This is a genomic window from Streptomyces sp. NPDC046866 (assembly GCF_040704625.1).
Lineage (GTDB): Bacteria > Actinomycetota > Actinomycetes > Streptomycetales > Streptomycetaceae > Streptomyces.
Window position 1 is genome coordinate 60,241 of sequence record NZ_JBEYXN010000002.1, and the last position, 25,606, is coordinate 85,846.

Annotated in this window: 24 protein-coding genes; 11 read left to right on the top strand and 13 right to left on the bottom strand. The window is 72.8% G+C overall.

Going from position 1 to position 25,606, the window contains the following annotated elements:
- The first annotated feature begins 29 nt into the window (after positions 1–29).
- Positions 30–452, top strand: a complete 423-nt coding sequence (locus AB0953_RS03590; protein ID WP_366857730.1) for a DUF1992 domain-containing protein — start codon at positions 30–32, stop codon at positions 450–452.
- Positions 453–521: 69 nt separating this feature from the next.
- Entirely contained in the window at positions 522–3,224 is a 2,703-nt protein-coding gene (locus AB0953_RS03595) for a SpoIIE family protein phosphatase (protein WP_366857731.1), read from the top strand.
- 91 nt (positions 3,225–3,315) lie between these two features.
- Here the strand turns inward: AB0953_RS03595 and AB0953_RS03600 are convergent, their stop codons facing one another.
- On the bottom strand, positions 3,316–3,999 hold the full coding sequence (locus tag AB0953_RS03600; protein WP_366857732.1) for a TetR/AcrR family transcriptional regulator: 684 nt from the start codon (positions 3,997–3,999) through the stop codon (positions 3,316–3,318).
- 143 nt (positions 4,000–4,142) lie between these two features.
- Between AB0953_RS03600 and AB0953_RS03605 the strand changes: the two genes are divergently transcribed.
- Positions 4,143–5,666 (top strand): FAD-dependent monooxygenase, encoded by a 1,524-nt coding sequence (locus AB0953_RS03605; protein WP_366857733.1) that lies wholly within the window; start codon positions 4,143–4,145, stop codon positions 5,664–5,666.
- Here the strand turns inward: AB0953_RS03605 and AB0953_RS03610 are convergent.
- The gene (locus AB0953_RS03610; protein WP_366858158.1) at positions 5,632–5,934 is read right to left on the bottom strand and encodes a PRC-barrel domain containing protein; all 303 of its coding nucleotides are present in this window, start codon (positions 5,932–5,934) and stop codon (positions 5,632–5,634) included. The genes AB0953_RS03605 and AB0953_RS03610 overlap by 35 nt on opposite strands.
- A 125-nt stretch (positions 5,935–6,059) precedes the next feature.
- A complete protein-coding gene (locus AB0953_RS03615; RefSeq protein ID WP_366857734.1) occupies positions 6,060–6,629 on the bottom strand; it encodes a cupin domain-containing protein in 570 nt (189 codons plus the stop codon).
- Between the two features lie 125 nt (positions 6,630–6,754).
- On the opposite strand from AB0953_RS03615, the gene AB0953_RS03620 reads away from it, so the two are divergent.
- From AB0953_RS03620 to AB0953_RS03640, 5 genes are read left to right on the top strand one after another with little or no spacing between them, the layout of a single operon-like run.
- The gene (locus tag AB0953_RS03620; RefSeq protein WP_366857735.1) at positions 6,755–7,537 is read left to right on the top strand and encodes an ABC transporter permease subunit; all 783 of its coding nucleotides are present in this window, start codon (positions 6,755–6,757) and stop codon (positions 7,535–7,537) included.
- The gene (locus tag AB0953_RS03625; protein ID WP_366857736.1) at positions 7,534–8,292 is read left to right on the top strand and encodes an ABC transporter ATP-binding protein; all 759 of its coding nucleotides are present in this window, start codon (positions 7,534–7,536) and stop codon (positions 8,290–8,292) included. Before AB0953_RS03620 ends, AB0953_RS03625 begins: the two co-directional genes overlap by 4 nt.
- 16 nt (positions 8,293–8,308) lie before the next feature.
- On the top strand, positions 8,309–9,310 hold the full coding sequence (locus tag AB0953_RS03630; RefSeq protein ID WP_366857737.1) for an NrtA/SsuA/CpmA family ABC transporter substrate-binding protein: 1,002 nt from the start codon (positions 8,309–8,311) through the stop codon (positions 9,308–9,310).
- Between the two features lie 21 nt (positions 9,311–9,331).
- Entirely contained in the window at positions 9,332–10,447 is a 1,116-nt protein-coding gene (locus tag AB0953_RS03635) for an aryl-sulfate sulfotransferase (protein WP_366857738.1), read from the top strand.
- Positions 10,444–10,581, top strand: a complete 138-nt coding sequence (locus AB0953_RS03640) for a hypothetical protein (protein WP_366857739.1) — start codon at positions 10,444–10,446, stop codon at positions 10,579–10,581. The genes AB0953_RS03635 and AB0953_RS03640 overlap by 4 nt, the downstream gene beginning before the upstream one ends.
- 157 nt (positions 10,582–10,738) lie before the next feature.
- Here the strand turns inward: AB0953_RS03640 and AB0953_RS03645 are convergent, their stop codons facing one another.
- The 10 genes from AB0953_RS03645 to AB0953_RS03690 form a co-directional block, all read right to left on the bottom strand.
- Positions 10,739–11,209 carry a VOC family protein gene (locus AB0953_RS03645; protein WP_366857740.1) on the bottom strand — a complete coding sequence of 157 codons (471 nt, stop codon included), beginning with the start codon at positions 11,207–11,209 and terminating at the stop codon, positions 10,739–10,741.
- A gap of 26 nt (positions 11,210–11,235) precedes the next feature.
- Positions 11,236–12,297: a histidinol-phosphate transaminase gene (locus tag AB0953_RS03650; RefSeq protein ID WP_366857741.1), complete on the bottom strand. Its 1,062-nt coding sequence runs from the start codon at positions 12,295–12,297 to the stop codon at positions 11,236–11,238.
- Positions 12,294–12,674: a cupin domain-containing protein gene (locus tag AB0953_RS03655; RefSeq protein ID WP_366857742.1), complete on the bottom strand. Its 381-nt coding sequence runs from the start codon at positions 12,672–12,674 to the stop codon at positions 12,294–12,296. The genes AB0953_RS03650 and AB0953_RS03655 overlap by 4 nt, the downstream gene beginning before the upstream one ends.
- The gene (locus AB0953_RS03660) at positions 12,671–13,708 is read right to left on the bottom strand and encodes a class I SAM-dependent methyltransferase (protein ID WP_366857743.1); all 1,038 of its coding nucleotides are present in this window, start codon (positions 13,706–13,708) and stop codon (positions 12,671–12,673) included. The genes AB0953_RS03655 and AB0953_RS03660 overlap by 4 nt, the downstream gene beginning before the upstream one ends.
- Positions 13,709–13,788: 80 nt before the next feature.
- Positions 13,789–14,916, bottom strand: coding sequence for an FAD-dependent oxidoreductase (locus AB0953_RS03665; RefSeq protein WP_366857744.1), 1,128 nt, complete (start codon positions 14,914–14,916; stop codon positions 13,789–13,791).
- Positions 14,909–15,874: a hypothetical protein gene (locus tag AB0953_RS03670; protein ID WP_366857745.1), complete on the bottom strand. Its 966-nt coding sequence runs from the start codon at positions 15,872–15,874 to the stop codon at positions 14,909–14,911. Before AB0953_RS03670 ends, AB0953_RS03665 begins: the two co-directional genes overlap by 8 nt.
- Before the next feature lie 260 nt (positions 15,875–16,134).
- A complete protein-coding gene (locus AB0953_RS03675; RefSeq protein ID WP_366857746.1) occupies positions 16,135–17,745 on the bottom strand; it encodes an MFS transporter in 1,611 nt (536 codons plus the stop codon).
- A complete protein-coding gene (locus AB0953_RS03680; protein ID WP_366857747.1) occupies positions 17,742–18,851 on the bottom strand; it encodes an FAD-binding oxidoreductase in 1,110 nt (369 codons plus the stop codon). The genes AB0953_RS03675 and AB0953_RS03680 overlap by 4 nt, the downstream gene beginning before the upstream one ends.
- A 244-nt stretch (positions 18,852–19,095) precedes the next feature.
- Positions 19,096–19,440, bottom strand: coding sequence for a VOC family protein (locus tag AB0953_RS03685; protein ID WP_361907017.1), 345 nt, complete (start codon positions 19,438–19,440; stop codon positions 19,096–19,098).
- Positions 19,437–19,607, bottom strand: coding sequence for a ribbon-helix-helix protein, CopG family (locus AB0953_RS03690; RefSeq protein ID WP_366857749.1), 171 nt, complete (start codon positions 19,605–19,607; stop codon positions 19,437–19,439). The genes AB0953_RS03685 and AB0953_RS03690 overlap by 4 nt, the downstream gene beginning before the upstream one ends.
- Positions 19,608–19,686: 79 nt before the next feature.
- On the opposite strand from AB0953_RS03690, the gene AB0953_RS03695 reads away from it, so the two are divergent.
- The 3 genes from AB0953_RS03695 (at position 19,687) to AB0953_RS03705 (ending at position 25,602) form a co-directional block, all read left to right on the top strand.
- Positions 19,687–21,279 (top strand): MFS transporter, encoded by a 1,593-nt coding sequence (locus tag AB0953_RS03695; RefSeq protein WP_366857750.1) that lies wholly within the window; start codon positions 19,687–19,689, stop codon positions 21,277–21,279.
- A 482-nt stretch (positions 21,280–21,761) separates the two neighbouring features.
- Positions 21,762–22,826: an SDR family oxidoreductase gene (locus AB0953_RS03700; RefSeq protein ID WP_366857751.1), complete on the top strand. Its 1,065-nt coding sequence runs from the start codon at positions 21,762–21,764 to the stop codon at positions 22,824–22,826.
- 352 nt (positions 22,827–23,178) lie between these two features.
- Complete coding sequence (locus tag AB0953_RS03705) at positions 23,179–25,602, top strand: SpoIIE family protein phosphatase (RefSeq protein WP_366857752.1); 2,424 nt, start codon at positions 23,179–23,181, stop codon at positions 25,600–25,602.
- Positions 25,603–25,606 lie beyond the last annotated feature (4 nt).

A 25,606-nucleotide genomic window follows, 5' to 3' on the forward strand; every position in this document is an offset into this window, starting at 1 on the left:
GGTTCCACAGGCCCCCGCAGGGAGGAACCGTGACCGAGCGCAAGCCGCCGGGCGTCAGCTTCGAGTCCTGGGTCGACCGGCAGATCAGGGAGGCCGCCGAGCGCGGCGAGTTCGAGCGGCTGGAAGGCCTCGGCAAGCCGCTGGCCTCGCTCGACACTCCGTACGACGAGATGTGGTGGATCAAGGACAAGATGCACCGCGAGGGCTTCGCGGCACTGCCGCCCTCCCTCGCCCTGCGCAAGGAGGCCGAAGAGACGAGGGAAGCCGTCCGCGCCGCCCGCTCCGAACGCCGGGTGCGGGAGCTCCTCCACGGCATCAACGAGAAGATCGCAGCGGCCCTGCGCATGCCGCCTCCCGGACCGCCCCTGCGCCTGTCCCCCTTCGACGTCGAGGAGGTCCTCGGGCAGTGGCGCGCACAGCGCACGGACGGCGCCGGTGACCACGCAGGCTGAGGCGTTCCGAATCGCCCACGAAAGTGCACGTCCTGCCCTCCCGGCCCGGAGCGGGGGACAGTGCTACAAATGGTTCGTGACCCATCCTTGCAACCCGTGCCGGGGACGTCGGTGCGGTCACTGAGCGGGAAGCACCCGCGGAGCGTCGCCAGACAGGTATTCGTCCTCCAGGTGGCGATCGTGGTGCTGCTCGCGGCCGGCGCGGTCCTGGCCCTGGTGCTCCAGTCCACCCACGACGTCGAGCGGGAGGCACGCAACCGCTCGGTGTCGGTCGCGGAGACCTTCGCGCACTCCATCGGACTGAACGCGGCGCTGGCCACGCCCGATCCGTCCAAGGTCCTCCAGCCCCTCACCGAGGAGACCCGCAAGAAGGCGGGGGTCGACTTCATCGTCGTGATGGACACCCACGGGATCCGCTACACCCACCCCCTGCCCGACCGCATCGGCAAGAAGTTCGTGGGCACCATCGGGCCTTCACTGGCCGGCCAGGTGTACACGGAGAGCGTCCAGGGGCCGCTGGGCAAGGAGATCCAGGCCGTCGTCCCGGTCTTCGCCAGGGACGGCAGCGGGCGGGTCGAGGCGCTGGTGTCGGCCGGCCTCAAGGTCAAGAACGTCACCGGCGTCGTCTACCGGCAGCTCCCCGTCATCCTCGCCACCAGCGCGGTCGGTCTGGCCCTGGGCACGGCCGGCGCCGCGCTGATCAGCCGGCGGCTGCGCCGCCTGACCCACGGCCTCGGCCCGCTGGAGATGACCCGGATGTACGAGCACCACGACGCGGTGCTGCACTCCGTGCGCGAAGGGGTGCTCATCATCGACGGGGGCGGGCGGCTGATGCTCGCCAACGACGAGGCGAAACGTCTGCTCAACCTGCCGGCCGACGCCGAGGGCCGGCACATCCGCCGGTTCGCGGAACTCGACGGGCACCTGGCCGACCTCCTGCTCTCCGGCCGCGAGGCCACCGACGAGGTGCTGGAGGCCGGGGAGCGGCTGCTGGTCATCAACCAGCGGTCCACCCGGCCGCAGGGTCGGGCCGAGGGGATGGCGGTCACCATCCGGGACTCCACCGAGATGCGGATCCTGACCAGCCGCGCCGAGGCCGCCCGCAGGCGGCTGCGCCTGCTCTACGACGCCGGGGTCGGCGTGGGCACCACCCTCGACGTGGAGCAGACGGCCCAGGAGCTGGCGGACGTGGCTGTTCCGCGCTTCGCGGACTTCGCCACCGTGGACCTGCTGGAACCGGTGCTCGCGGGCGACGAGCCCACCGCTGCGGGCGCCGACCTGCGGCGCACCGGCGTGAGCGGCATCCGCGACGACATCCCGCTCTACCCCCGCGGCCGGGTGATCGACTTCGTGCCCTCCACCCCGCAGGCCCGGGGGCTCGACACCGGCAAGGCCGAGCTGATCCCCTACCTGGCCGACGCCCCCGGCTGGTACGTACAGGATCCCCCGCGGACCCAGGCCGTCATCGACTACGGGATCCACTCCCTGATCACCGCCCCGCTCAAGGCCCGCGGCGTGGTCCTCGGACTGGTCAACTTCTGGCGGTCCGAGAAGCCCGAGCCCTTCGACGAGGAGGACCTCTCCCTGGCCGAGGAGCTCGTGGCCCGGGCCGGGGTCAGCATCGACAACGCCCGCCGCTACACCCGCGAGCACGCCGTCGCCGTGGCCCTCCAGCACAGCCTGCTGCCCCGCGACCTGCCCGAGCAGAACGCCGTCGAGGTGTCCCACTTCTACCTGCCCGCCACGTCCGGGGTGGGCGGGGACTGGTTCGACGTGATCCCGCTGCCCGGCGGCCGGGTCGCACTGGTCGTCGGCGACGTCGTCGGCCACGGGCTGCACGCCGCGGCCGCGATGGGCCGGCTGCGCACGGCGGTCCTCAACTTCTCCTCCCTCGACCTGCCGCCCGACGAGCTCCTCGCCCGCCTGGACGACCTGGTCCAGTACACCGACCAGAGCGGGGAGGGCGGCGGCGTCGAGGGCGGCCTCGTCGGGGCCACCTGCCTGTACGCCGTGTACGACGCGGTGACCCGGCACTGCACGGTGGCCCGGGCCGGGCACGTCCCGCCGCTGGTGGTGCACCCCGACGGCCGCGTCGAGACCCCCGACCTGCCCGCCGGGGCGCCGCTGGGACTGGGCGGCCTCCCCTTCGAGGCGGCGGAGCTGGACCTCGCCGAGGGCGCCCGGCTGGTGCTGTACACCGACGGGCTGATCGAGGACCGCGCCCGCGACATCGACGAGGGCCTCGACCGGCTCCGCTCCGCCGTCGCCCACTCCGACCGCAGCCCGCAGGAGACCGTGCGGGCCGTGCTCGACGAGCTGCCGCCGCACCACGCCCGCGACGACGTGGCCCTGCTGGTCGCGCGGACCTCCGTGCTGCCGCAGGACTGCATCGCCGAATGGGAGGTGCCGTTCGAGCCGAGCGCGGTCGCCGCGATGCGGGCCCAGGCGGTGGCGAAACTGGAGGAATGGGGGCTGACCGACCTCGCCTTCGGCACCGAGCTGGTGCTCAGCGAACTGATCACCAACGCCATCCGGCACGGCGCCGAGCCGGTGCGGGTCCGGCTGCTGCGGGACCGGGTGCTGACCTGCGAGGTCTTCGACGGCAGCAGCAGCTCCCCGCGTCTGCACTACGCGGCCACCACCGACGAGGGGGGCCGCGGACTGTTCCTCGTGGCCCAGCTCAGCCGGCGGTGGGGCGCCCGGTACACGCCCGAGGGGAAGGTCATCTGGTGCGAGCAGCAGCTGCCGGACGCGGTGGAGGACGGGGCCTGAGCCGGGGCGAGGCGCCCGGCGGCGGCCCGCCAGCGGGTGCCGTGGCGGGCGGCGGCCCGGTCAGCCGACGCCGTGGCGGGCGGCGGCCCGGTCAGCCGATGCCGTAGCGGGCGGCGACCCCGGCCAGGATGAGCTGGAGGCCCTCCTCGAAGTGGGCGTCGTAGTCCTCGAAGAGGTGGGCTCCGGCGGCAGCGGCGGCCGGGTAGTCGGCGAGCCGCTGGCTGCGCTCGGAGACGTCGTAGCCCTCGCGGCGCTCGCCCGGCACCGGCTGGACGCCCTGTTCCTCGGTGACGAAGCCGAGGGTGTACAGGAAGGCCGTCGTGAGCGCCCGTACCGCCTGCGGCAGCTCGAAGCCGGCCTCCAGCAAGGCCCGGAGGTGGGCTTCCTGCTGTTCGGCGTGCTCGGCGCCGGTGAAGCGGGATCCGCTGAAGACGCGCGCGCCGTCGCGGTAGGAGAGCAGGGCGCGGCGCAGCGCGCGGTTGGCGTCGAGCAGCGTCTCCCGCCAGTCCGCCGGCCGGGACGGCTCGTCCCGCGTCATGCGCCGGTACATCTCGGTGGCCATCTCGTCGATGAGCTCCTGCTTGTTCTTGAAGTGCCAGTACAGAGCAGGTGCCTTGACGTCGAGCTCGGCCGCGATGGCTCGGAGCGTGAGCTTCTCGAGCCCCGTCTCGTTCAGCAGGCGCAGGGCCGCCTCGGCGACGGTCGTACGGCTGAGCGGCGGGACGCGGGGCGGCGTGCGGCCGGCTCGGGGCTGGGGCGCGGGCTCGGAGGTCATCGCCCGATTCTTTCAGATGGGCTTGACGGCTTAACGACGTTAAGGGCATTCTCTTGCCATGGCCTTGCTTAACAGCGTTAAGGAAGGGTCGAACACTGGAGACGGGTGCGCCCTGAGGGGGTGCCGGAAGGATGGGGTCGGCCATGCGCGGTGACGAGGGGAACGTGCGGGACGCGGGCGCCGTGGACGCGCGGAGCGCGGGGCAGGAGCCGGATGTGTGGGACGTGCTGATCGTGGGTGCGGGGCCGACGGGGCTGACGCTGGCCTGCGACCTCGCGCGCCGCGGGGTGCAGCCGCTGGTGGTGGAGCGCTCGGCGGGCCTCTTCCCGGGCTCTCGCGGCAAGGGCATCCAGCCGCGGACGCTGGAGGTGTTCGACGACCTGGGCGTGCTGGAGGAGGTCTGGCGCAAGGGCGGCCCCGCTCCGGTCGGGATGGCCTGGAAGGACGGGGCCCGGCTGGGCGAGCACCGGATGTTCGAGGAGTCCGCGCCCACCGAGCAGGAGCCGTACGCGGGGCCGTGGATGCTGCCCCAGTGGCGTACGCAGGAGATCCTGCTGGCACGGCTGGGCGAGCTGGGCGGCGGCGTGCGGTTCGGGTGCGAGCTGACCGGCCTCACCCAGGACGCGGAGCACGTCGAGGCCGTGCTCGCCCAGGGCGGCGCAGGGAGCACGAGGGTCCGCGCCCGGTACGCGGTCGCGGCCGACGGCGGCCGGTCCACGGTGCGCCGGCTTGCCGGGATCCCGATGTCCGGGGAGCGCATCGACACCACCCCGATGGTGGTGGCGGACGTGGTCATCGACACCCTCGACCGGGACCACTGGCACATCTTCCCGCCGGCCGAGGACGGCAGCCGGGGCTTCGCCGCGGCGTGCCCGCTGCCGCAGAGCCGGGAGTTCCAGTTCGTCGCCCAGTATCCGGACGTGCGGCCGGAGCTGACGGCCGAGGAGGTCCGGTCACTGGTCGCGGAGCTCACCCACATACCGGCCGGGGAGGTGCTGGAGGTGCGCTGGGCCTCGGACTTCACCGTCAGTGCGGCGCTCGCCGACCGGTTCCGGGAGGGCCGGGTGTTCCTGTCGGGGGACGCCGCCCACATCCACTCGCCGGCGGGCGGCCAGGGGCTCAACACGAGCGTGCAGGACGCCTACAACCTGGGCTGGAAGCTGGCGGCCGTGCTGCGCGACGGGGCGCCGGAGGCCCTGCTCGACACGTACGAGCAGGAGCGCCTGCCCCAAGCGGCCGCCATGCTGGGCCTGTCGACGCGGATCCACCGCGGCGAGGCGCGCCGCGGCGCCGCCACCCGCCAGCTCGGGATCCACCTGCGGGACTCGCCGCTCACCCGCGAGACCCGGCCCGACCTGCCGGAGGAGGCCCTGACCGCAGGGGACCGCGCGCCGGACGGCCGCCGCGACGGAGTCCGGCTGTTCGACCTCTTCCGGGGGCCGCACTTCACCCTGCTCGCCGTCGACACCGACGTGCCGGAGCAGCTGCCCCCACTGCCGGGACTGCGCACGGCCCGCATAGGCGCCTACGAGAGCTACGGGCGGGGGCTGTTCCTGATCCGGCCCGACGGATACATAGCCTGGGCCGGGGCGTCCGCCGCGGCGGCGGGCGACCTGGCGGCGTGGGCGGCTCTCACATGTGGCGGTTCGCGTAGTACTTCTCGATGAGCTGGATGAACGCCACGTCGTCGTCGTGCCGGCCCTTCTCGAACTCGGGGGAGTCCTTGACCTGCTCCCGGGTGGCGGACAGGTGCACGGTCTGGTTCTCCTCGTCCACCGCGGTCACCAGGGACGCCGGGACCATGACGTGCCGCCCGAAGATCCAGGGGCCGGTGTCCACCACGATGTACTGGCGCCCGACGTAGTCGGTGTGCTTGTCGATTTTCCCGATGGATCCGTCGGAGGCCTCGACCTTGTATCCGACCAGCTGTGCCATGTCGACCGTCACGGGTCTCACCTCTCCCGACCTTCCGTCCTCCGGCCCCCTCGGCGCCGGGGAGCCGCCCGTCCGGGCACGGGGCGCCTACCCCGCCGGGCCCGTTCCAGACAGCTCCGGGGCGCTCAGCCGCTCGCGGTGACCAGCAGGGTGCGGGCCGGGACCGGGCCGGCCAGGCGGCAGCGGTGCGGGACGTCGCCCCGGTGGTGGGCGCTCTGTCCGGCCCGGAGGGTCAGCGGCTCTTCCCCCTCCACTTCGAGCACGACCTCGCCCTCCAGCACGTAGAGGAAGTCCTCGCCGGGGTGCCGGAACCAGCCGCGCTCGCCCTGCCCGGGCTCGAAGTGGTGCTCGTAGGCCTCCATCAGGCCGCTGCTGCCGCCGGGGATGAGCACCTGCGCGACCTGGCCGGCGGTCTCGCTGACCCGGATCACCTGGGGGTCGCCCTCGTGGCTGACGGTGCCCGGCCGGTCCGGCGGGCGCAGGAAGGTGCCGGGGCTGACGTCGAGGGCCTCGGCGATGCGGTAGATGGAGCTCAGGCTCGGGGTGGTGAGACCGCGTTCCAGCTGGCTGAGGAAGGGCTGCGAGAGGCCGGAGCGGGCGGCCAGGACCTGCATGGAGACACCGCTGCGCTTGCGGCAGGCGCGGATCACCCGCCCGACCTCGACCGCTTCTGGTGTGGGTTCGGATCGAGACACGCAGGTGAACGTACCCCATGCGAAGGGACCGGCCGGAAGGCCGCGGCAGCTTTCGCACTGCTGCAACACCCCGTTCATAAGCGTGGTCAATTATTGACCTCACTTATCGAACTGAGGAGTTCCCCGTGCACGCCACCCCTTCCCCGCCCGGCCGGGCCGCTCTCGGCCGGGTCGGTCCCGCCCTGGCCACGGCCGCGGCCGTGCTCGCCGCCTGGTACGCGGCCGGCCGCACCGGCGTCGTGGCGCCGGGACTGCTGCCGACGCCGGGCGAGACACTGGCGGCCCTGGCCGAGGGGGCGCGCAGCGGAACGCTCGCCGCGGACCTCGGCGCCAGCCTGGGCCGGGCGGGGCAGGGGTTCGCGCTGGGGGCGCTGGCCGGCTCGGCGCTGGGCTTCGCCACCGGCTACCTGCCGTGGCTCTCCGCCGCGGTCACCCCCGTCGTCTCCTTCCTGCGGCCGATCCCGGCGATCGCCCTCGTCCCGCTGGCCACAGCCTGGTTCGGCATCGGCGAGACCGCCAAGCGGCTGCTGATCGCGTACGCCGTGCTGCTCGCGGTGTGGCTGTACGTCCATGACGGGGTGTCACGGGTTCCGGTGACCCATCTGCGGGCCGCCCGGACGCTGGGCGCGCCGCTGCGCCGGCGGTTCATCGAGGTCCTGCTGCCTGCGGCCGCCCCGGCGCTGCTCGCCGCCCTGCGCTATGGGGCCTCGGTGGCGCTGCTGGCGTTGGTGGCCGCCGAACTCGGGGGCGCGGACAGCGGCTTGGCGTACCGGCTCCAGGTGGACGGGCAGTTCCTGCGGGTGGACCGGATGTTCGCCGGGCTGCTGGTGCTCGGCCTGCTCGGGGTGGCCGTGGACCTCCTCCTCTCCGCGGCGGGCCGCCGCTTCGCGCACTGGAGCGAGTCGTGAGCCGGGCGGTGCGGGTCGAGGGGCTGACGGTCGCCCACGGCGGGGCCGGCGTGCGCGCACGGGGCGGGGCCTTCCCCGCCCTGGAGGGGGTGGACCTGGAGCTGGCCGCGGGTTCGTTCACGGCGCTGCTGGGCCCCAGCGGGTGCGGAAAGTCGACGCTGCTGGGCGCGGTCGCCGGGTTCGTGAGGCCGGCCGCCGGGCGGGTCGCGGTGGCCGGGGAGCCGGTGACCGGTCCCGGGCCGGACCGGGGCGTGGTCTTCCAGCACTACGCGCTGTTCCCGTGGCGCACCGCCCGCGGCAACGTCGAGTTCGCCCTCAAGCGGCTCGGACTTCCCCGGGCGGAGCGGCGCCGGCGGGCCCTGGCCGCGCTGGCCGAGGTCGGGCTGGCGGACGGCGCCGAGAAGTACCCCGGCCAGCTCTCCGGGGGGATGCAGCAGCGGGTGGCGCTGGCCCGGGCGCTGGCCGCGGAACCCGAAGTGCTGTTGCTGGACGAGCCGTTCGGGGCGCTGGACGCGCTGACCCGGGTCCGGATGCAGGAGTTGCTGCGCCGGCTGTGGCGGCGTACGGGGCTGACCGTGCTGTTCGTCACCCACGACATCGACGAGGCCCTGGCACTGGCCGAGCGGGTGGTGGTGCTCGGCGGCACCCCCGGCCGGGTCCTGGCCGACCACCCGGTGCCGCCCGGACCGCCCGACCCCGCGCTGCGGGAGCTGATCGCCGCCCGGCTGACACAGCCGGAGGCCGCCGATGTCTAGAGAGGAATCCTGCACCATGTCCAGACCCCGCGCGGTCGCCGCCCTGCTGGCGGCCCTGTTGACCGCCCTCGCCACCGGCTGCTCCGGCGCCGGTTCCGGTGCCGCACCGGAACCCGGCCGGGCCGCCCCGGTCCGCATCGCCGCCGGCGACCACCTCGGCGGTGCGCCCGTCGACCTCGCGCAGGAACGCGGCCTGTGGGCCGCCGAGGGCGTGCGGGCCGAGGTGACCTCCCTGCCCACCGGGCGCGATGCGCTGAACGCCGTGCTGGGCGGGCAGGCCCAGCTCGGGGTGGTGGGCGACCTGCCGGCCGTCACCGCGGCGCTCGGCGGCCGCGGCGTGCGGATCGTCGCCGACCTGTCCCGGTTCTCCGACTGGCGGCTGCTCACCCGCACCGATCGCGGCATCACCGGGTTCGCCGCTCTGAAGGGCCGGAAGGTGGGCGTCCCGCAGGGCACCAACGTGGAGTTCGCGCTGTCGCGGATGCTGGGCTCGGCGGGGCTCGGCGCTGCCGACGTCACCGTGGTGAACCTCTCCCCCGCCCAGGTGCCCGGGGCCCTGGCCCGCGGGGACGTCGACGCCGCGGTCACCTTTCCCGGTTTCTACGACGCGGCGCGCACCGCCCTCGGCGAGCGCTACGCGGAGGTGCCGTTCACGGGGTACACCGCGCACACCCTCCTCGTCGCCGGGCCGTCCGCCGACGGCGCGGCGACCACCGCCGTGCTGCGCGCGCTGGTGCGCGCCCAGCGGGACATGGCCGCCGACCCGGCCGGGGCCCGTACCGCGATCCTCGCGCAGGCCCGCGGCTCGCTCCAGCCCGGCTACGTGGAGGCCTTCCAACCCCGGTACGCCTACGGGGCCTCGCTCACGCCCGAGCTGACCGCGCAGCTGGCGGAGGTGGCCGGCTGGGCCGAGGCGGCCGGAAAGCTGCCCGGCCCCGCCGACGCCGCGGCCCTGCGCCGGTATGTGGACCCCGCACCCCTGAAGGCCGTGGACCCGGCCGCCGTCACCCTCGCCTGAACCCCGAAACGAAAGATCGCCATGACCAGCACCGTCGACCAGAACACCCTGCGCCGCCGCGGCGTCGGACTGCGCGCGCACGATCCGCAGCGCAGCTACGGCGGCTACACCCTCTACACCCCGATCGCCGGCCCCGGCGAGGTCCGGCTCGTGGACATCGAGGGCCGCCTCGTGCACTCCTGGAGCTCCCCGCACCCGCCGGGCCGGCACGCCCGCCTCCTGCCGAACGGCAACCTGTTCTACCAGGGCAAGGACACCTCGGGCCCGTCCCTGTTCCCGATCTGGGACGTCTACCACGGCGGCATCCTCCAGGAGATCGCCCCGGACGGCACCGTGCTGCGGGAGGTCCGCCACCCCTTCCACCACCACGACGCCTCGGTGCTGCGCAACGGCAACCTGCTGCTGCTCGGCGTGGAGCCCCTCGACCCCTGCGACGCGGCCCGGATCCGCGGCGGCATACCCGGCTCCGAGGCGGCCGGCGGAACGATCCACGGGGACGTGGTGTACGAGCTGACCTGGGACGGGGAGGTGGTGTGGCGGTGGGCCGCCATCGAGCACCTCGACCCGGCCGAGGTGCCGCTGAACCCGCATTTCGCCCGTGAGCACTGGCCGATGGCGAACACCGTCAACGAGCTCGCCGACGGCGGCGTGGTGGTGGGCTTCCGCAGCGCCTCCACCACGGTGGCCGTCGACCGCGCGGACGGCTCGGTGCGCTGGCGGCTCGGCCCCGAGGTGCACTCCCAGCAGCACTACCCGCACGAGCTGGACAACGGCAACATCCTCGTCTTCGACAACGGCACCTATCGGGACACCACCTCGGTGCCGTTCTCGCGGGTGGTGGAGGTCGAGCCGGTGACCGGCAAGGAGGTCTGGGCGTACGAGGACAACCCGCCGCAGAACTTCTACAGCCCGTACATGTCGAGCGCGCAGCGGCTGCCGAACGGCAACACGTTCATCGCCGAGGGCAGCTTCGGCCGGCTGTTCGAGGTGACCGCCGAGGGCGACGTGGTGTGGGAGTACGTGGTCCCGGAGTTCGGCTCGTTCGGGCAGGGCGTGGGACTGGAGTCCTCCCGCGGCGCCCAGAACTCGGTCTTCCGCGCCTACCGCTACGCGGCCCGGGACATCCCCTGGCTGTGACCGGCCCCGAGATGCTCCGGGCGTTCGAGGAGATCGGTGACGAGATCGCCCCGATGCACCGCCACGGGTCGGTGGAGGAGATCGCGCGGGCCGTGCCGTTCCCGGCCTTCGACGCCGCCTTTCACCACCGGTGAGGAGCTGAACGTCGACGGCGGTCTCGGACGGCTCATCAGCCGGCCGCACGGCCGGTAGCCCTCCGGTCCCCGGCGACCGGCTGCCGGTGCGGTGCAGGACGACGCCCCGCACTCCCGGGCGGGAGTGCGGGGCGTGCGCGTCCGCGGATCCGGGGCCTCAGGCGCCGACCGCCTTGCGCATGTGCTCGGCGGCGCGCCGCTCGAAGTCGTCCGGGTGGACGTCCTCGATGTGGGTGGCGATCGTCCAGCGGTGGCCGAACGGGTCGAGCACCTGGCCGGTGCGGTCGCCGAAGAAGTGGTCCTGGACCTCGCGCTGCTGCGTCGCCCCGGCCTTCAGGGCCCGGGCGAAGACGGCGTCGACGTCCTCGACGAACAGGTACAGCGTGACCGGGGTGCCGCCGATGGCGCGGGGGCCGAGCAGGCCGGCCTCCCGCAGCTCGTCGGAGAGCATCACGATCGTGCTGCCGATCCGTATCTGTGCGTGCATGATCTTGCCGTTGGGGGCGGTCGAGCGGGCCAGCTCCTCGGCCCCGAAGGCCTCGGTGTAGAAGGCGATCGCCTCGGCGGCCCCGTCCACGGCCAGGTAGGCCGTCAGCTCCGCGTATCCGTCGGGAATCGGTTTGACCATTCTTGAACCTCCGTGGTGTGCGATGGCTAGGGGGCGGTGAGCCGGTCGAGTGCGTCGAGGAACTGCTGCAGCTCCCGCTCCGTGCCGAGCGAGACGCGCAGGTGGCCGGGGAAGCCGAACATGCCGGTGTCCCGCACGAGGATCCCGTGCTCCTTGGCGAGCACCTCCTGCGCCGTGGCCGAGTCCTCGACCCGGACCGCCACGAAGTTGGTCTCCGACGGCACGTACCGGTAACCGCGCCGCTGGAGTTCGGCGTGGAACCAGCGGCGCCGCTCGGCGGTTCCCTCGCGGATCCGGCGCAGGAACCCCTGGTCGGCGAGGGCGGCCAGGGCCCCGGCCTGGGCGACGCGGTTGACGCTGAAGGGCAGGACGTTCAGCGTGCGGCGGACCTCCGCGATGAGGTCCGCCCGGCCGACGGCGTACCCGATGCGCAGGGCGGCCAGCCCGTACGCCTTGGAGAACGTGCGCAGAGCGAGGACCGGCGCGCCCCTGTCGAGGAAGTCCCTCGTCTGGGGCAGGTCCGGATCGCCGAACTCCTGGTACGCCTCGTCGAACACCAGCGGTACGCCGCCGGCGTCGGCCGCGTCGACCAGCCGCGCGAACGCCTCCCGGGCAAGCGCGGTCCCGGACGGGTTGTGCGGGTTGCACACGTATCCGATGCCGTACTGCGGGAGCCGGTCCGCGAAGTCCGCGACGTCGACGGCGCCGTCGCGCAGCGGCCGGGCGACCGCCCCGCGGCCGATGCGCTCGAGCGCCTCCGGGTATCCGGGGAAGGTGCCCTCGCTGACCAGGCCGGGACGGGAGAGGTCCCCGAGGGTCAGGGCGGTGGCCAGCACCAGCTCGTCGCTGCCGTTGGCCACCGCGATCTGGTCCTCGGCGACGCCCCAGTGCGCGGCCAGGGCCGCCACGAGGGTCTCCCGCTGCGGCGCCGGGTAGCGGTGCACCCGTTCCAGCGCCGCCGTCGCCGCCTCCACGGCCGCCGGGCTCGCCCCGTACGGGCTCTCGCTCAGGTGCAGCCGCACCATCGTGTCGGCGTCCGGGACGCTGGTGTTGTAGACCTTCGGCCGGGGCCGTGCGGGTGCGGTCACAGCCGGGATCCCAGCAGGATGCCGAAGCAGTAACTGCCCACCACTGCTTCCTTGGTGAGGAAGAAGTGCTCGCTGCCCGCCGGGATGCGCATCACGGCCGGCGAGGTCAGCTCGTGCAGGACCCCGTCGAGGTGGACCTCGATGCGGGCCTGGCCGGGCTCCGGCGAGATCAGGAAGTAGATCTCGTCGACCTCATGGGTGTGGGGCGCGGCGACCGGCTTGTCGACGAGCGTGCTGAGCTCGCCTCCCGCGATCTGCACCGGCATGCCGCCGAACATCTCCGCCGTGAGGTAGAAGGGCGCCGGCTGGTGGTGCCCCGCCACCGCGAGCGGGATGGGCAGCGCGGAGACGATCTCCGCGGTGGTCGTCCCGCTCATGCCGCCTCCAGGACGAAGAGGTACGTGTGCGGGGCGCCGAAGGGCACCGCGCTGCGCAGGTGCATGCCGCCCTTGGCGAAGAGCTCCTCGTAGGCCTCGCGGGTGTAGATGGGCACGCCCATCAGGGCGTGGGCCAGTTCGAAGCCGCTGGAGAAGACGGGCAGGGTGTCCCCGCCGTTCCTCGGCCTGACGGTGGTGTCGCCCAGCAGGAACGTGTTGGCCTTGGGGAAGGCCGCCCGCAGCCGGGGGATCACCTGGTCGCGGCGAGCGGGGTCGACGAGCAGGTCGTGCAGGAACATGAAGCTCATGACGACGTCGGCCTCGTCGGCGCCCTCGACGCGGTGGTCGTTGAACAGGATGTCGAGCACGTCCGCGCAGACCGGTTCGACGGTGCCGCGCAGGCCGTACCGCTCGACGGTCTCGGCCCCGAGTTCCGTGGCGGACTTGCTGATGTCGATGCCGATGCCTCGGCTCCCGGGGCGCGCCTTCACCAGGCGGGAGACCCGCTCGCTGACGCCGGCGCCGAGGTCGACGAGGGTGGTGAAGTCGAGCCGGGAGATTTCCTGGTCCAGGAGGTGCCGCATGAGCGCGGAGTCCGCCTGGGCCGAGCCGAGCGCCACCATGCCCTCGTCGCGGTGGAGGTCGACGCCGAAGCGGCGCTCCCCGCGGGCGACGGCCGCGGCGTTCGCGAAGACGTCGTGGTAGCCGCCGACGCCCCAGGTGAAGAAGCCGATCGCCTGGCGGACCTCCTCGCCCGTGCGGGTGGCACGGACGCGGTCACCGCTCACGGCCAGGTAGCCGAAGGATTCGGCGGCGCTGACCAGGGCGTGGACGACGGCCTGGTCCAGTTGGTGTTCACGGCAGAACGAGGGCACCTCGACGGAGCCTTCGGTCTCCAGTCTGCCCAGCAGGCCGAGGCGTTCCAGTGCGTGCAGGACGTGCGCGCAGATGAATCCGTTGAAGGCGGTGTCGGGGTTGAGCGGCGTCGGCGCCTCGCCTTGCCACGGGGCGGTCAGGGTGTGTACCGGCGACAATGGTCTACTCCTCTCAGGAGTGCGGCGGGCGGGCGGTGGGGGCTCCGCCCGCCGCGAGCAGGACCTGGTCGAAGGCCGGGTCAGAAGGCCTCGAGCCGGGCCAGGTTGGTGGCCAGGGAGTACGGGGTGAGGTCGACGCCGGGCGACTTGCCGAGGTGGAGGTCGCGGACGATCTGGCCGGCCAGGGGCGCCTGGGCCAGTCCGTGGCCGGTGAATCCGGCGGCGAAGAGGATGCGCTCGTGCTTGCCGCTGCCCTTGCCGATGATGGCCGACTTCGTGGGCGTGACGTCCAGGGTCCCCGTCCACGCGCTGTGCAGCGTGAGCCCGTCGAGCTCGGGGTACCACTTGGGCAGCTCGTCGACGGCGGCCTGGTACCAGATGTCGCGCAGGCCGTCCTGCTTGGAGATGCGCTCCAGGCCGACGAGGACCGCCTTGCCCATGCCCATCGTCTTCAGCCCGGACACGGGGTGGAAGGTGAATGGCAGGTTGTGGATGTCGCGGTCGGTGCGGATCGGGTCGGTGTGCAGCAGCTCGGCGAACTGCCCCCACACCGGCAGGTCGAGGCCGGCCAGCTTGGCGACGTCGCCGCTGAACGGGCCGGCCGCGATGACGATGGACTCCGCGGTGAAGTCACCCGCCGTGGTGGTGACCACGCCGCTGTCGGCGTCGATGCCGGTGACGGAGGTCTGGGAGTACAGGCGCGCGCCGTGCCGCTCCGCGGCCTCGGCGTACCCGCGGACGATCGCCTCGGGCTTGATCCGGTAGGTCGCCGGGTTCCAGACCGCGGCCTCGATCGTGTCGGGGTCCAGCCAGGGGTTGAGCTCGACCGCCCGCGCGGCGCTGATCATCTCCACCGCGGCCCCGGCCTCGCGGTGGTCCGCGAGGTCGGCCTCCAGCTCGGCCGCCTGCTGGGGGCTGGTCAGGATCGTGAGCAGGCCGAGGTCCTCCAGCCCGACGTCGACGCCCGTCTCCGCGGCGAACTGCCGGAACTCGGCGAGGCTGCGCGTCGCCAGCTCGGAGTCGTGCGGCTTGCGGGGGAAGTACGTGCGAAAGGCGCGGGCGGTCTGCGAGGTGGTCCGGGAACCGAACTGGTTCTTCTCCACGAGGACGACGTCGACGCCCGCCTTGGCGGCGTGGTAGGCGATGGACGTGCCGATCACCCCTCCGCCGATGACCAGCATTTCCGCCGTGTTCTTCTGCTCAGACATTCGCGCCCCTCGTGATGGTCGGACGGTAGGTCCAGTTGTCGCCTTCGATGTCCCACGGGAACAGCTGGAGGTTCCAGGCACCGAGGGCATTGACGTACGTCGCCATCTGCGCCATCAGCGCGACGAAATCCTCGCGCGTGGTGATGACGTCGAATGCGGCGACGACTTCCTTGGTGATGTCCCAAAGGGTGTTCATTCCGCAGTAGCCGAGGAATTCGGTCGGCTTGACGAGCAGGATGCGGGCCAGCTCGATCAGGGAGGAGAGCGGCATGTCGATGTTGCGGCCGGCCTTGACCAGCGTGGTGTAGTTGACGTAGCCCAGCGGCCGGGTCTCGCCGTTCACGGCGACCAGGGTGGTCAGGACCGAGTTCTTCGTCCCGGCCCCGGAGGTGCCCCGGGACTTGCCCTCGTGGATGTCGAGCAGCTCGTCGGTCGGGTCGACCAGCACGCGCTCGGTCTCCGCGGCGATCCGCTCGATCAGGTCGCGCAGCTTGTCGGATCCGACGTCGACCCGCCGGACGCCGTGGCCGGACGGCCCGTCGACGCGCCGTACGTGGGCGATCACCGGCTCGCCGTTGCCGTAGACCGATTCCCAGATCATCTGGCCGATCTTGGGCAGCGAGTCGACGTCCTCGGGGACGACGCGGCCGATCGGCGACGTCGGCATCGGCTCGGTCAGCTCGCCGTACTTGATCGTCAGATGCTGCACGGCGGAGAGGAACACCGTGCCGTTGGGCTGGATCTTGCGGTCCACCTTGTAGTCGGGCACCGCGTGCAGCAGGTCGTGCGCCGGGGGGACGTGGTACATGCAGTCGCCGGCCACGAGCGCGTGGCCCTGCAGGGTCCGGTACGGCAGTGATGCCCACAGCGGCTCGACCAGATCGGCGTTGCGTCCCTCGTCGAGGGTGATCCGAACCTTGGCGCCGATCGGCTCCCAGGCGATCTCAATTTGTCGCATTGTGCTCCTAGCTCCTTCTACTCGGCCCTGTCGCTGACGAGAGCGGGGAGTTGGATACCACCAACGGGCAGTTTGCCGTCGCTGAAATCGAATATAAGAACAGCGACTTTCGGTCGGCCGATCGAGCCCGGTTTTATGTCATCTCCAGAATTGTTTGTCATTTTCCGGGGCGGAGCATTCCAGGAATGCAGAATTCCGGTGCCCGCACGGCGGGCACCGGAATTCAAAGGCGTGAAGAACGCGGTGTAAGGAGTGTGAAATTAACGTCGGCGTGGCTCTTGGAGTCTCGACGCACAGAGCAGCGCCAGCAGGCAGACCGCGACGGACAGCATCATGGTCTGCCGCATGGCATCGACGAATGCGCTGCGGAGCACCTCTGCCCCGAACCGCTGGAGGGCGTCGGCCAGTTCGGGCGCCTCGGCCGCACCGGGTACCGGGGATGCGGAGGGGGCGCCGGCGGGTCCCCCACCGCCGTGCAGGGCGAGGGCGTCGACGCGCGTGAAGTGGTCGACGAACGCGGCGGCCGCCTCCGGCGGCAGCGCGGCCGCACGGCGGAGGGCGTGCTCGTGTGCCGAGGCGCCGAGCCGGTTCTGGAGGACCGCCCCGAGGACGGCCCCGCCGAGCACGGCGCCGATCTGGCGGGTGGTGTTGAAGACGCCGGAGGCCGCGCCGGCGAGCTCCGGTTCCACGTCCCCCACGGCCAGGTTGGCCGTGACGACGAACACGCAGCCGATGCCGATGCCCGCGGCGATCAGCGCCGGCACGAAGCACCACGGGTTCGCACCGACTCCGGCCCGGGCCGCGATCGCGGTCAGGCCGGCGGCGTACGCGGCCAGGCCGAACAGGAGCAGCGGTCTTCGCCCCATCCGGTCCGACAGCCGGCCGCCGACCGGGGCCACCAGGCCGGAGGCGAACGAGGCCACGGCGGGCATCATCCCGGCCCGGCTCGGCGACAGGCCCAGCACGAACTGGAGGTAGATCGTCATCGGCAGCGCGAGGCCCACCATCGCGAACCCGAAGCACAGCATGGTGGCGCCGGCCACGGAGAAGCTGCGGTGGGCGAACAGGCGGAGCGGGACCAGGGGTTCGCGGGTGTCCATCCGCTGCCGCACCACGAAGAGGACCAGGAGCAGCCCGCCCAGGGCGAGCAGCACCGGGATCGACACCGGACCTGCGACCGTGCCCCAGTGGTAGCGCTCGCCCTCCAGCAGGGCGAAGCTGAGCGCGAGCAGCGCCGAGCAGATCAGGACCAGCCCGGGGACGTCGAACCGGTGGTGGGCTCCCGGCCGCGGGTCGGGCACGGCCACGGCCGCGAGGACGAGTCCGAGGACGCCGATCGGCACGTTGACCAGGAAGATCCACTGCCAGCCCAGGGCGTCGACGATGACTCCCCCGAGCACCGGGCCGCTCACGGTGGAGGTGGCGGCGACCATCCCCCACACCCCGATGGCGGCGCCCCGCCGGTGCGGCGGGAACAGCATCGTGATGAAGGCGAAGGTCTGGGGGCCGAGCAGGGCGGCTCCGATGCCGGCGAGGACCCGGGCGGCGATCAGCCCGTCCGCGCTCGTGGCCGCACCGCAGAGTGCGGAGGCCGCGGTGAAGACGGCCAGCCCGGCCAGGTAGAGCCGTTTAGGCCCGAACCGGTCGCCGAGCCGGCCCGCGGCGATCAGCAGGACGGCGAGGGCGAGCACGTAGCCGTTGACCATCCACAGGATCCGGTCGACGCCGGCATGCAGGTCCGCCTGGACGGCGGGTACCGCCACGTTGACGATCGAGGTGTCGAGCAGGGTCATGAAGAACCCGACGCACAGCACGGCCAGGACGCCCCACGGGGTGGTCCGGATGCGCACGCCCCCTGCGTGCGTGGTCACGCGCCGTTGTGCGCGAGCGAGAACGGCGTGAGGTCGGTGCCGGGGTGGCGGCCGAGGTGGAGGTCGCGGACGATCCGTCCGGCAGCGGGCGCCTGGCCGAGCTCGTGGCCGCTGAACCCGGTCGCGAAGAGGATCCTTTCGTTCGGGCCGTCCGCCCGGCCGATGAGCGCCGACTTCGACGGGGTGACCTCGAGGGTCCCGGTCCAGGCGCTGTGCAGGGCGACGTCGCGCAGGCGCGGGTAGCGCCGGGCCACTTCGCCCGCGGCCTCCTCGTGCCAGACCTCGCGCAGGCCGGGATCGTCGCCGAAGCGCTCGAGCCCCACCAGGAACGAGGGGCCCATGGCCATCGTCTTCAGGCCGGCCGCGGGGTGGAAGGTGAACGGCGCCGTGACGGCGCCGCCGCCGTCGCCGACCGGGTCGGTGCGGAACAGTTCGGCGAACTGGTCCCGCAGCGGCAGCTTCAGCCCCGCCAGTGCGGCGATGTCGCCGCTGCCCTGCGCCTCCGCGATGACGACCGCCTCGGCGGTGAACTCCCCCGCGGTCGTGGCGACGTGTCCGGAGGCCGCGTCCAGTTCCGTCACGCGCGCCCCGGTGACGGTGCGCACGCCGTGCCTGCGGGCGCCCTCGGCGTAGCCGCGCAGGACCTCGTCCGCCCGGAGGTGGATCATCTGCGGACACCAGATGCCGGCCGCGATGCCGGACGGATCCAGCCAGGGGTTGCGCGAGGCGGTCTGCGCGGCGGTCAGCAGCTCCAGCTCCACCCCGGCGTCGCGCTGTGCGGGGACCTCCGCCTCGAGCTCGGCGGCCTCCTCGGCCGTGGCGGCCACGACGAGCATTCCGGTCTGCGCCAGCCCGAGATCGGCGCCCGGGGTGCTGCCGAAGGCGCGGAAATCGGCCAGGCTGCGCGCCACCAGTTCGGAGTCGTGGACCTGGCCGGGAAAATAGGTGCGAAATGCACCCGCGGTCTGCGTCGCGGTTTCGCCGGACCGTTCCTGTTCCAGCCGGATGACGCCGATGCCCGCCTCCGCGGCGTGGTAGGCGATGGACGCGGCGATCACCCCGGTGCCTATGACCAGTAATTCTGTGCTGTGCTGCTGCTCGGACATGCGAATCTCCCGTGATGTGGCCGACGGACCGAATCATGGGGAGGGGGTCGGGAACCGGTCAAAGAACGGCGGCACCCGTGTGTCAGGTTCACTTCCGCTTTGCGCACCGGCGAGTTGACAGAAAGTCCGCCCCCTCGTCGGCCGGTGCGACGAGGGGGCGGACGATGGGGACCATGAGGGCAGCCGACGTCGGACGACTCGGGCCGCAGCGGCCTGTGGAGCACCGGGGGCGGCTGCCCCCTGTTCACTTCTTGATCGGCGCCTGCAGGCTCCAGACCCGGCCGTCGGGGTCGCGCACCTTCATCTCCTGCGTTCCGTAGTGGGTCTCCTCGAAGGGGGTGACCACCTCGACGGACGGGTCGGCGATGAACTCGCCGGCGTCCGCGACCTTCAGCACGACCTGGACCTCGGGCTTCTGGTCCTCGGGGATTTCGGCGAGCAGGAGGTAGGGGCCGTCACCGTTGCGGAGCATCCCGGAGCCTTCCGGAGTCGAGAACTCGACGTTGTAGCCCAGCGTCTGGAAGAACTTGGCCGCCTTTCCCCAATTGTGGGTCTCGAGGTAGACACCTTCGATGCCTTCGGTGGTCATGCCTGCTTTCCCTTCGGAGGTTCCTGTTCGTGAGCGTCGAGATACGTGCGCAACGCCTCGGCGACCAGGGCCGAGAGCGACTGCTCGTTCTCGATGGCATGGTGCTTGATCTGCCGGATGAGTTCCACCGGCAAGTAGACGTTGAACTGTTTGACTTCTGCACGCATGCTAGCATGCTAGCACTCCTGACGCCCATTCACCCATGGGTGTGACAACGAGAGTTAGAGCCGAGGAGGGCTCCGAACGATGAAACGCCAATGGTGGACGCTGCTGGTGGTGTGCGCGGCGACGTTCATGCTGCTGCTCGACGTCACGATCGTCGCGGTGGCACTGCCGGACATCCAGCACTCGCTCGACGCGAGCTTCAGCGGACTGCAATGGACCACGGACGCGTACGCGTTAAGTCTGGCGGCCCTCCTGCTCACCTCCGGCTCGCTGGCCGACCTCTACGGCAGGCGGCGCCTGTTCGTCATCGGCCTGGCGGTCTTCACCGCGGGATCGCTGCTGTGCGGCATCGCCCAGGACCAGCTGACCCTCATCCTGTCGCGCGCGGTGCAGGGCGTCGGCGGCGCGATCCTCTTCGCCACCTCCCTCGCGCTGCTCGCCGGCGCCTTCCAGGGCAGGGAGCGGGGCGCTGCCTTCGGCATCTGGGGCGCCGTCGCCGGTGTGGCCACCGCGCTCGGCCCGGTGCTGGGCGGTGTGATCACCAGCGGGATCAGCTGGCGCGGCATCTTCCTGGTGAACCTGCCGATCGGCATCGCCGCGCTCGTCATCACGCTCCGCCTGGTGGACGAGTCCCGCCCGCCGCGGGCCTCCAAGGTCGACTGGCTGGGCATCGTGCCGCTCACCGCGGGCCTGTTCAGCCTGGTGTACGCGCTGATCCGGGCGAGCGACACGGCATGGGACGAGCGGGGCGTGCTGCTCTGCTTCGCGCTGGCCGCGGTGTTCCTGATCACGTTCGTGGTCGTGGAGTCGCGGGTGGCCGAGCCGATGTTCGACCTGTCGCTGCTGCGGACCCCGACCTTCCTCGGCGGCTCCATCGCGGCCTTCGCGATGAACGCCTCGCTCTTCGCGATGTTCATCTACATCGTGCTGTACCTCCAGAACGACCTCGGCTACAGCGCGATGGGCACCGGCGCCCGCCTCCTGGTCAGCTCCGGCGCCACGCTCGTCGCCGCCATGGTGGCCGGCCGGGTGATGAGCCGGGTCCCGACCCGGTGGCTGATCGGCCCGGGCCTCGTCGTCGTCGGCGTCGGCCTGCTGCTGATGACGGGCGTCTCCGCCGACTCCGACTGGACCCACCTCATCCCGGGCTTCATCGTCACCGGCATCGGCGCCGGCATGGTCAACCCGCCGCTGGCCTCGACCGCCATCGGTGTCGTCCCCGTGTGGCGGGCCGGCATGGCCTCGGGCGTGAACCAGACCTTCCGCCAGGTGGGCATCGCCGTCGGCATCGCCCTGTACGGATCGATCTTCACGGCCTCCCTGCACGACGCCCTGCGCGAGCGGCTGTCGGCCATCCCGTCCCTCGCGGGCCGGAGCGACAGCATCGCGGACTCCATCCGCATGGGCGCCCCGGGCCAGGCGATCGCCTCCGCCCCGGCTGAGCTGCGCGGCCAGGTGGAGCACGCCGTCCACGCGGGCTTCGCGTCCTCCCTGAACGACCTGCTGGTCGCCAGCGGCATCATCGCCCTGGTCGGCGGTGTCCTGGCCTTCGCCCTCATCCGCGCCAAGGACTTCGTCCCGCAGGGCGGGCCGGGCGGTCCGGGCGGTGGTCCGGGCGGCCCCGGGGGCCGGCCGCAGCCGCAGGGCGCCGGGGCCCCGCAGCCTCAGTCATAGCCGTCAGAGAGTCCCCGTCGCCGTGGCCGTACCGGCCGCCGACGACGGACGACCGAGAGCAGGCACTGCGCACGACACCGCCCGTGGTGTCGTGCGCAGTGCCTTGTCGGGTGCATGCATGTCCGCCGCCGCACCGGGCAGCCGCACGGCATCGGGACCGGTACCGGGTCCGCCGCGGCCAGCAGGAGCAGGCCACGTCCACCGACGCCGTCGTGGTGCTCAGGGAGGACCACGAGCGGATCCGCCCGGGCGACGAGGCCTTTGACGCCAAGGCGAAGGTGCCGATGGAGGCCTCGAGCGCCACACGGAGGCGGAGGAGGGCGCCTGGTTCTCCGAGGTGCGCCGGTCCGTGGGCCGCAAGGAGCGCGCTCATACCCGCGTGAGCGGCACGGAGCGCCGGGGAACGAGAACGACCCGGACGTCGGAAACACGACACCAGGACACCAGGACACCAGCACACCGAGGATGCGGAGGACACGGCCATGGCACGCAGGCAGGGGCGGCAGCGGCACCAGGGCCACCACGGGCGCGGTTCCGCGCCGCAGACCGTGGTGATCACCGGGGCCAGCGCGGGGGTAGGACGCGCCACGGCCCGCGCCTTCGCCGCGCGCGGGGCCCGGGTGGCCCTGATCGCCCGCGGCCGGGCGGGGCTGGAGGCGGCTGCGCGCGAGGTGGCCGAAGCGGGCGGCACCCCTTTGGTGGTGCCCGCCGACGTCTCGGACCACACGCAGGTCGATGCGGCCGCCGACGAGGTCGAGGCCGCCTTCGGCCCCGTCGACGTGTGGGTCAACGCCGCCTTCGCCACCGTCTTCGCCCCGTTCGAGGAGATCCGCCCCGAGGAGTTCCGCCGGGTGACCGAGGTGACGTACCTCGGCTACGTGCACGGGACGCGGGCCGCCCTGGCCCGGATGCTGCCCCGGGACTCCGGCGCGATCGTGCAGGTCGGCTCCGCCCTCGCCGAACGGGCGATCCCGCTGCAGTCGCCTTACTGCGGCGCCAAGCACGCCATCCAGGGGTTCACCTCCGCCGTTCGCACCGAGCTCCTGCACCGGGGCAGCCGGGTGCACATCACGGTGGTCCAGCTCCCGGCCGTCAACACCCCGCAGTTCTCCTGGGGGCTCTCGCGCCTCCCCCGGCGGCCGCAGCCCGTGCCGCCGATCTACCAGCCGGAGGTGGCCGCCCGCGCCATCGTCCACGCGGCCGACCACCCCGGACGCCGGGAGTACTGCGTGGGCGCAGCGACCCTGGCGACGGTGCTCGCCAACCGGGTCGTCCCCGGGCTGCTGGACCGGTACCTCGCGCGGACCGCGTACGACTCCCAGCAGACGTCCGAGGCGGACACCACACCGCGCCGCCACAACCTGTGGCACCCGCTCGACGGGGAGGACGGCAGGGACTTCGGCGCCCACGGGCGCTTCGACGACCGCTCCCACCCGCGCTCCCCCGAGGCCTGGACGGCGCGCCGCCCGCGCGTGCTGTGGGCCGGACCGGCCGCGGCGCTGGCCGCGACCCTGCTGTACCGGCGGAAGGCCGTACGGCGCCGGTGAGCCGCGGGATCTCGGTCGGGGGGGTCAGTCGGGGGGTTCCGGTACCGGCTCCTGCGGATCCCCTTCGTGCGACGGTACGGGTCCCTCCGGGGCGTCCTCGTGCGCGGGGGCGTCCTCCGGCCCGGGGTCACGGGGGACGGCGTCGGGGCCGGACGGAGTCCGGTCGGGGCCGTCGGGGGGCGGTTGCGCCGGCTGCGTCGTCACTGCGCTCACCTTCCATGGCTGCTGCGGGCCCGCAGGCCCCGCACGGCCGTCGGCGGCCGTGCGCATCGACCCGCGCCTTTCCCGAGACGGCGGGATCATGCACGGCCGAGCGCCCGCCGGAACGATCCCGCAGTGGCATCCTCAAAGCATGGAGAGCGACTCCGTACTCCCCGAGGACGGCGCCACGCCCGAGGTACTGGCCCTTGCGAAGGTGGTGGCCAGACTGCGGGCCGAGGTCGTGGAGCTGGAGGCCGTGGCCTCGATGACGGGCGTCGTCGAACGGGCCAAGGGCGTCCTCATGGCCGACGAGGGCGTCTCCGCGGACACGGCGTACGAGCTGCTGTGCAAGCGCGCCGACGCAGGGCGCCGCACCCTCATGGAGGAGTGCTGGATCACCCTGGGCACCTCAGGCCGGGGCAGCCCGTTCGCGAACCCGCGGCGGCACCCGGAGGGGCCGGCCAGGCCCTCCGGACCTCCCGCGGCCCCCGCGGCCCCGCCGTTCCTCGACGGCCCCTGGCCGGCCCGTGCCGAGGGGGACGGCGGACGGTCCGCGCTGCTGGCCCGGCTCGCCGAGCACCTCTCCGCGGTCCGCACGCCCGATGACGTGGCGGAGCTGCTGCTCACGGTGCTCGGCGGCCCCGAGTACGTGGACGCCGTCATGGTCTACACCGAGACGACCGCCGGTCGGCTGGAGCTGGCTGGCCGCGCCGGGATCGACGACGCCCTCGCCGAGCAGTGGGGCCACGTGCCTCCGCTCGCCGGCGTGGCGGCGGTGGAGGCGCTGGCCGAGGGGCGGGCGATCTGGCTGGAGAACCCCGCGGAGGACGCCGTACGGTACCTGCTCATCGGAGACCCTCCCGAGCGGTGGCCGTCCCGCGCCTGGATCCCCGTACCGGGCGGGTCCCGGGTCGTGGTGGGCTTCTTCCGGACCTGCGAGGCCCCCTTCGGCCCCCGGACCCGGACCCTGCTGCGCCGGGCCGTCCGGATGTGCGCCGGGCCGCTGCGGGCGGTCCCCGGCACCGCGGTCCCCGAGCCGCCCGGGAACGAGGTGGAGGACGTCCAGCGGATCTTCGACGCGCTGTCCGGTCCCGCCATCCTGCTCACCCCGCTGCGGACCGAAGCCGGAACGGTGGAGGACTACCGGATCGACGCGGCCGCTCCGGAGTCGGTCGACGTGGCCGGGCGCCGGGGCAGGGACCTGCTGGGCCGCACCGTCCTGGAGACGTACCCGACCGTGGCGGGCAGCGCCCTGTGGGACGGGTACCTGGAGACGCTCACGACGGGGGCGGTCTACGAAGGGGTCCCGTTCACGTACCGGGAGGTGCTCGCCGGGGTCCCCCACGAGTCGTCCTACTCCGTACGGGCGTCCCGGCTGGGCGACCGCCTGGTGGTGTCCTGGATCCGCAACGACACGAGCGAGCGCGAGGCCCGCCGGCTGGCGGACATGCAGCGCCTGGGCAACCTCGGCTGGGCCAGCTGGAACCTCGTCACCGACGAGATCCTCTGGTCGGACCAGGTCTATGCCATCTTCGGCCGCGACCCGGCGTCGGGCCCCATGGCCCTCGAGGAGCTGCCCCGTCATGTACTGCCGGAGGACCTGCCGGCGATGGGATCCGCCATCCGGCGGCTGCTCGGCGACGGCACCCCCATCGACCAGCCGTTCCGCATCGGCACCGCACATGGGATGCGCCACCTGCGCATCGTGGCGGAGGCGCAGACGGACGCCGACGGGACCCCGGTCGAGGCCCACGGCTTCGTCCAGGACCTCACCGCGCAGCGGGGGGCCGAGATCGCCCTGCGCGAGAGCGAACGCGTCAACCTCGTGCAGCGCGGCATGCTGCAGGCGGAGCGCGCCCTCGCGGCCCGGCTCCAGGAGACGCTGCTGCCGATTCCCGAGCAGTCCCTGGACCTCGCCGGCCTGTGCGTGGACGTCGCGTACGTGCCCTCCGACCGGGGGGTCAACGTGGGCGGCGACTGGTACAGCGCCATCGAGCTCCCCGACGGATCGGCGCTCTTCGTCGTCGGCGACGTCGCCGGCCACGGCCTGGCGGCCGTCGGCACGATGGCCCAGCTGAGGTTCACCACGAAGGGCATGACCATCACCGGCTCGGCCCTCCCGCACGTCTTGGGCCGCCTCAACGCCCTGCTCCTCCACAGCGCCCCGGACGCCCAGGGAGCCACCGCCACCATGGTCATGGGCCGCTACCGGCCCCATCAGCACCGGCTGAGCTGGGTCAGGGCCGGGCACCTGCCGCCGCTGCTGGTCCGGGAGGGGCGGGCGGAGTTCCTCGCGCAGCCCGAGGGCGGCCTCCTGGGGGCCGCGTTCGACACCAGGTACGGGCAGGCCGAGATCGAACTGCTGCCGGGGGACCATCTGCTGCTCTACACCGACGGCCTCGTGGAGGAGCCCGGCGAGGACATCGAGGACGGCCTCGCACGGCTCGCCGCGACCGCGCTGCGGCTGGTGCGCGACGGCAGCCGCGGGAGCCTCGCCGCGACGCTCGCCGGGCTGCGGCCGCAGCACCGCGACGACATCTGCGTCCTGGACATCCACCGGCCCGAGGCGCCCTGACCGG

What these genes read in the sequence shown, in the direction of transcription:
- AB0953_RS03595 (WP_366857731.1), top strand. Translation starts at nt 522, where the DNA reads ATGGTTCGTGACCCATCCTTGCAACCCGTGCCGGGGACGTCGGTGCGG.
- AB0953_RS03700 (WP_366857751.1), top strand. Translation starts at nt 21,762, where the DNA reads ATGGCACGCAGGCAGGGGCGGCAGCGGCACCAGGGCCACCACGGGCGC.
- AB0953_RS03680 (WP_366857747.1), bottom strand. Translation starts at nt 18,851, where the DNA reads ATGTCCGAGCAGCAGCACAGCACAGAATTACTGGTCATAGGCACCGGG.
- AB0953_RS03655 (WP_366857742.1), bottom strand. Translation starts at nt 12,674, where the DNA reads ATGAGCGGGACGACCACCGCGGAGATCGTCTCCGCGCTGCCCATCCCG.
- AB0953_RS03610 (WP_366858158.1), bottom strand. Translation starts at nt 5,934, where the DNA reads ATGGCACAGCTGGTCGGATACAAGGTCGAGGCCTCCGACGGATCCATC.
- AB0953_RS03605 (WP_366857733.1), top strand. Translation starts at nt 4,143, where the DNA reads ATGCGCGGTGACGAGGGGAACGTGCGGGACGCGGGCGCCGTGGACGCG.
- AB0953_RS03685 (WP_361907017.1), bottom strand. Translation starts at nt 19,440, where the DNA reads ATGACCACCGAAGGCATCGAAGGTGTCTACCTCGAGACCCACAATTGG.
- AB0953_RS03635 (WP_366857738.1), top strand. Translation starts at nt 9,332, where the DNA reads ATGACCAGCACCGTCGACCAGAACACCCTGCGCCGCCGCGGCGTCGGA.
- AB0953_RS03690 (WP_366857749.1), bottom strand. Translation starts at nt 19,607, where the DNA reads ATGCGTGCAGAAGTCAAACAGTTCAACGTCTACTTGCCGGTGGAACTC.
- AB0953_RS03630 (WP_366857737.1), top strand. Translation starts at nt 8,309, where the DNA reads ATGTCCAGACCCCGCGCGGTCGCCGCCCTGCTGGCGGCCCTGTTGACC.
- AB0953_RS03670 (WP_366857745.1), bottom strand. Translation starts at nt 15,874, where the DNA reads ATGCGACAAATTGAGATCGCCTGGGAGCCGATCGGCGCCAAGGTTCGG.
- AB0953_RS03695 (WP_366857750.1), top strand. Translation starts at nt 19,687, where the DNA reads ATGAAACGCCAATGGTGGACGCTGCTGGTGGTGTGCGCGGCGACGTTC.
- AB0953_RS03705 (WP_366857752.1), top strand. Translation starts at nt 23,179, where the DNA reads ATGGAGAGCGACTCCGTACTCCCCGAGGACGGCGCCACGCCCGAGGTA.
- AB0953_RS03600 (WP_366857732.1), bottom strand. Translation starts at nt 3,999, where the DNA reads ATGACCTCCGAGCCCGCGCCCCAGCCCCGAGCCGGCCGCACGCCGCCC.
- AB0953_RS03645 (WP_366857740.1), bottom strand. Translation starts at nt 11,209, where the DNA reads ATGGTCAAACCGATTCCCGACGGATACGCGGAGCTGACGGCCTACCTG.
- AB0953_RS03665 (WP_366857744.1), bottom strand. Translation starts at nt 14,916, where the DNA reads ATGTCTGAGCAGAAGAACACGGCGGAAATGCTGGTCATCGGCGGAGGG.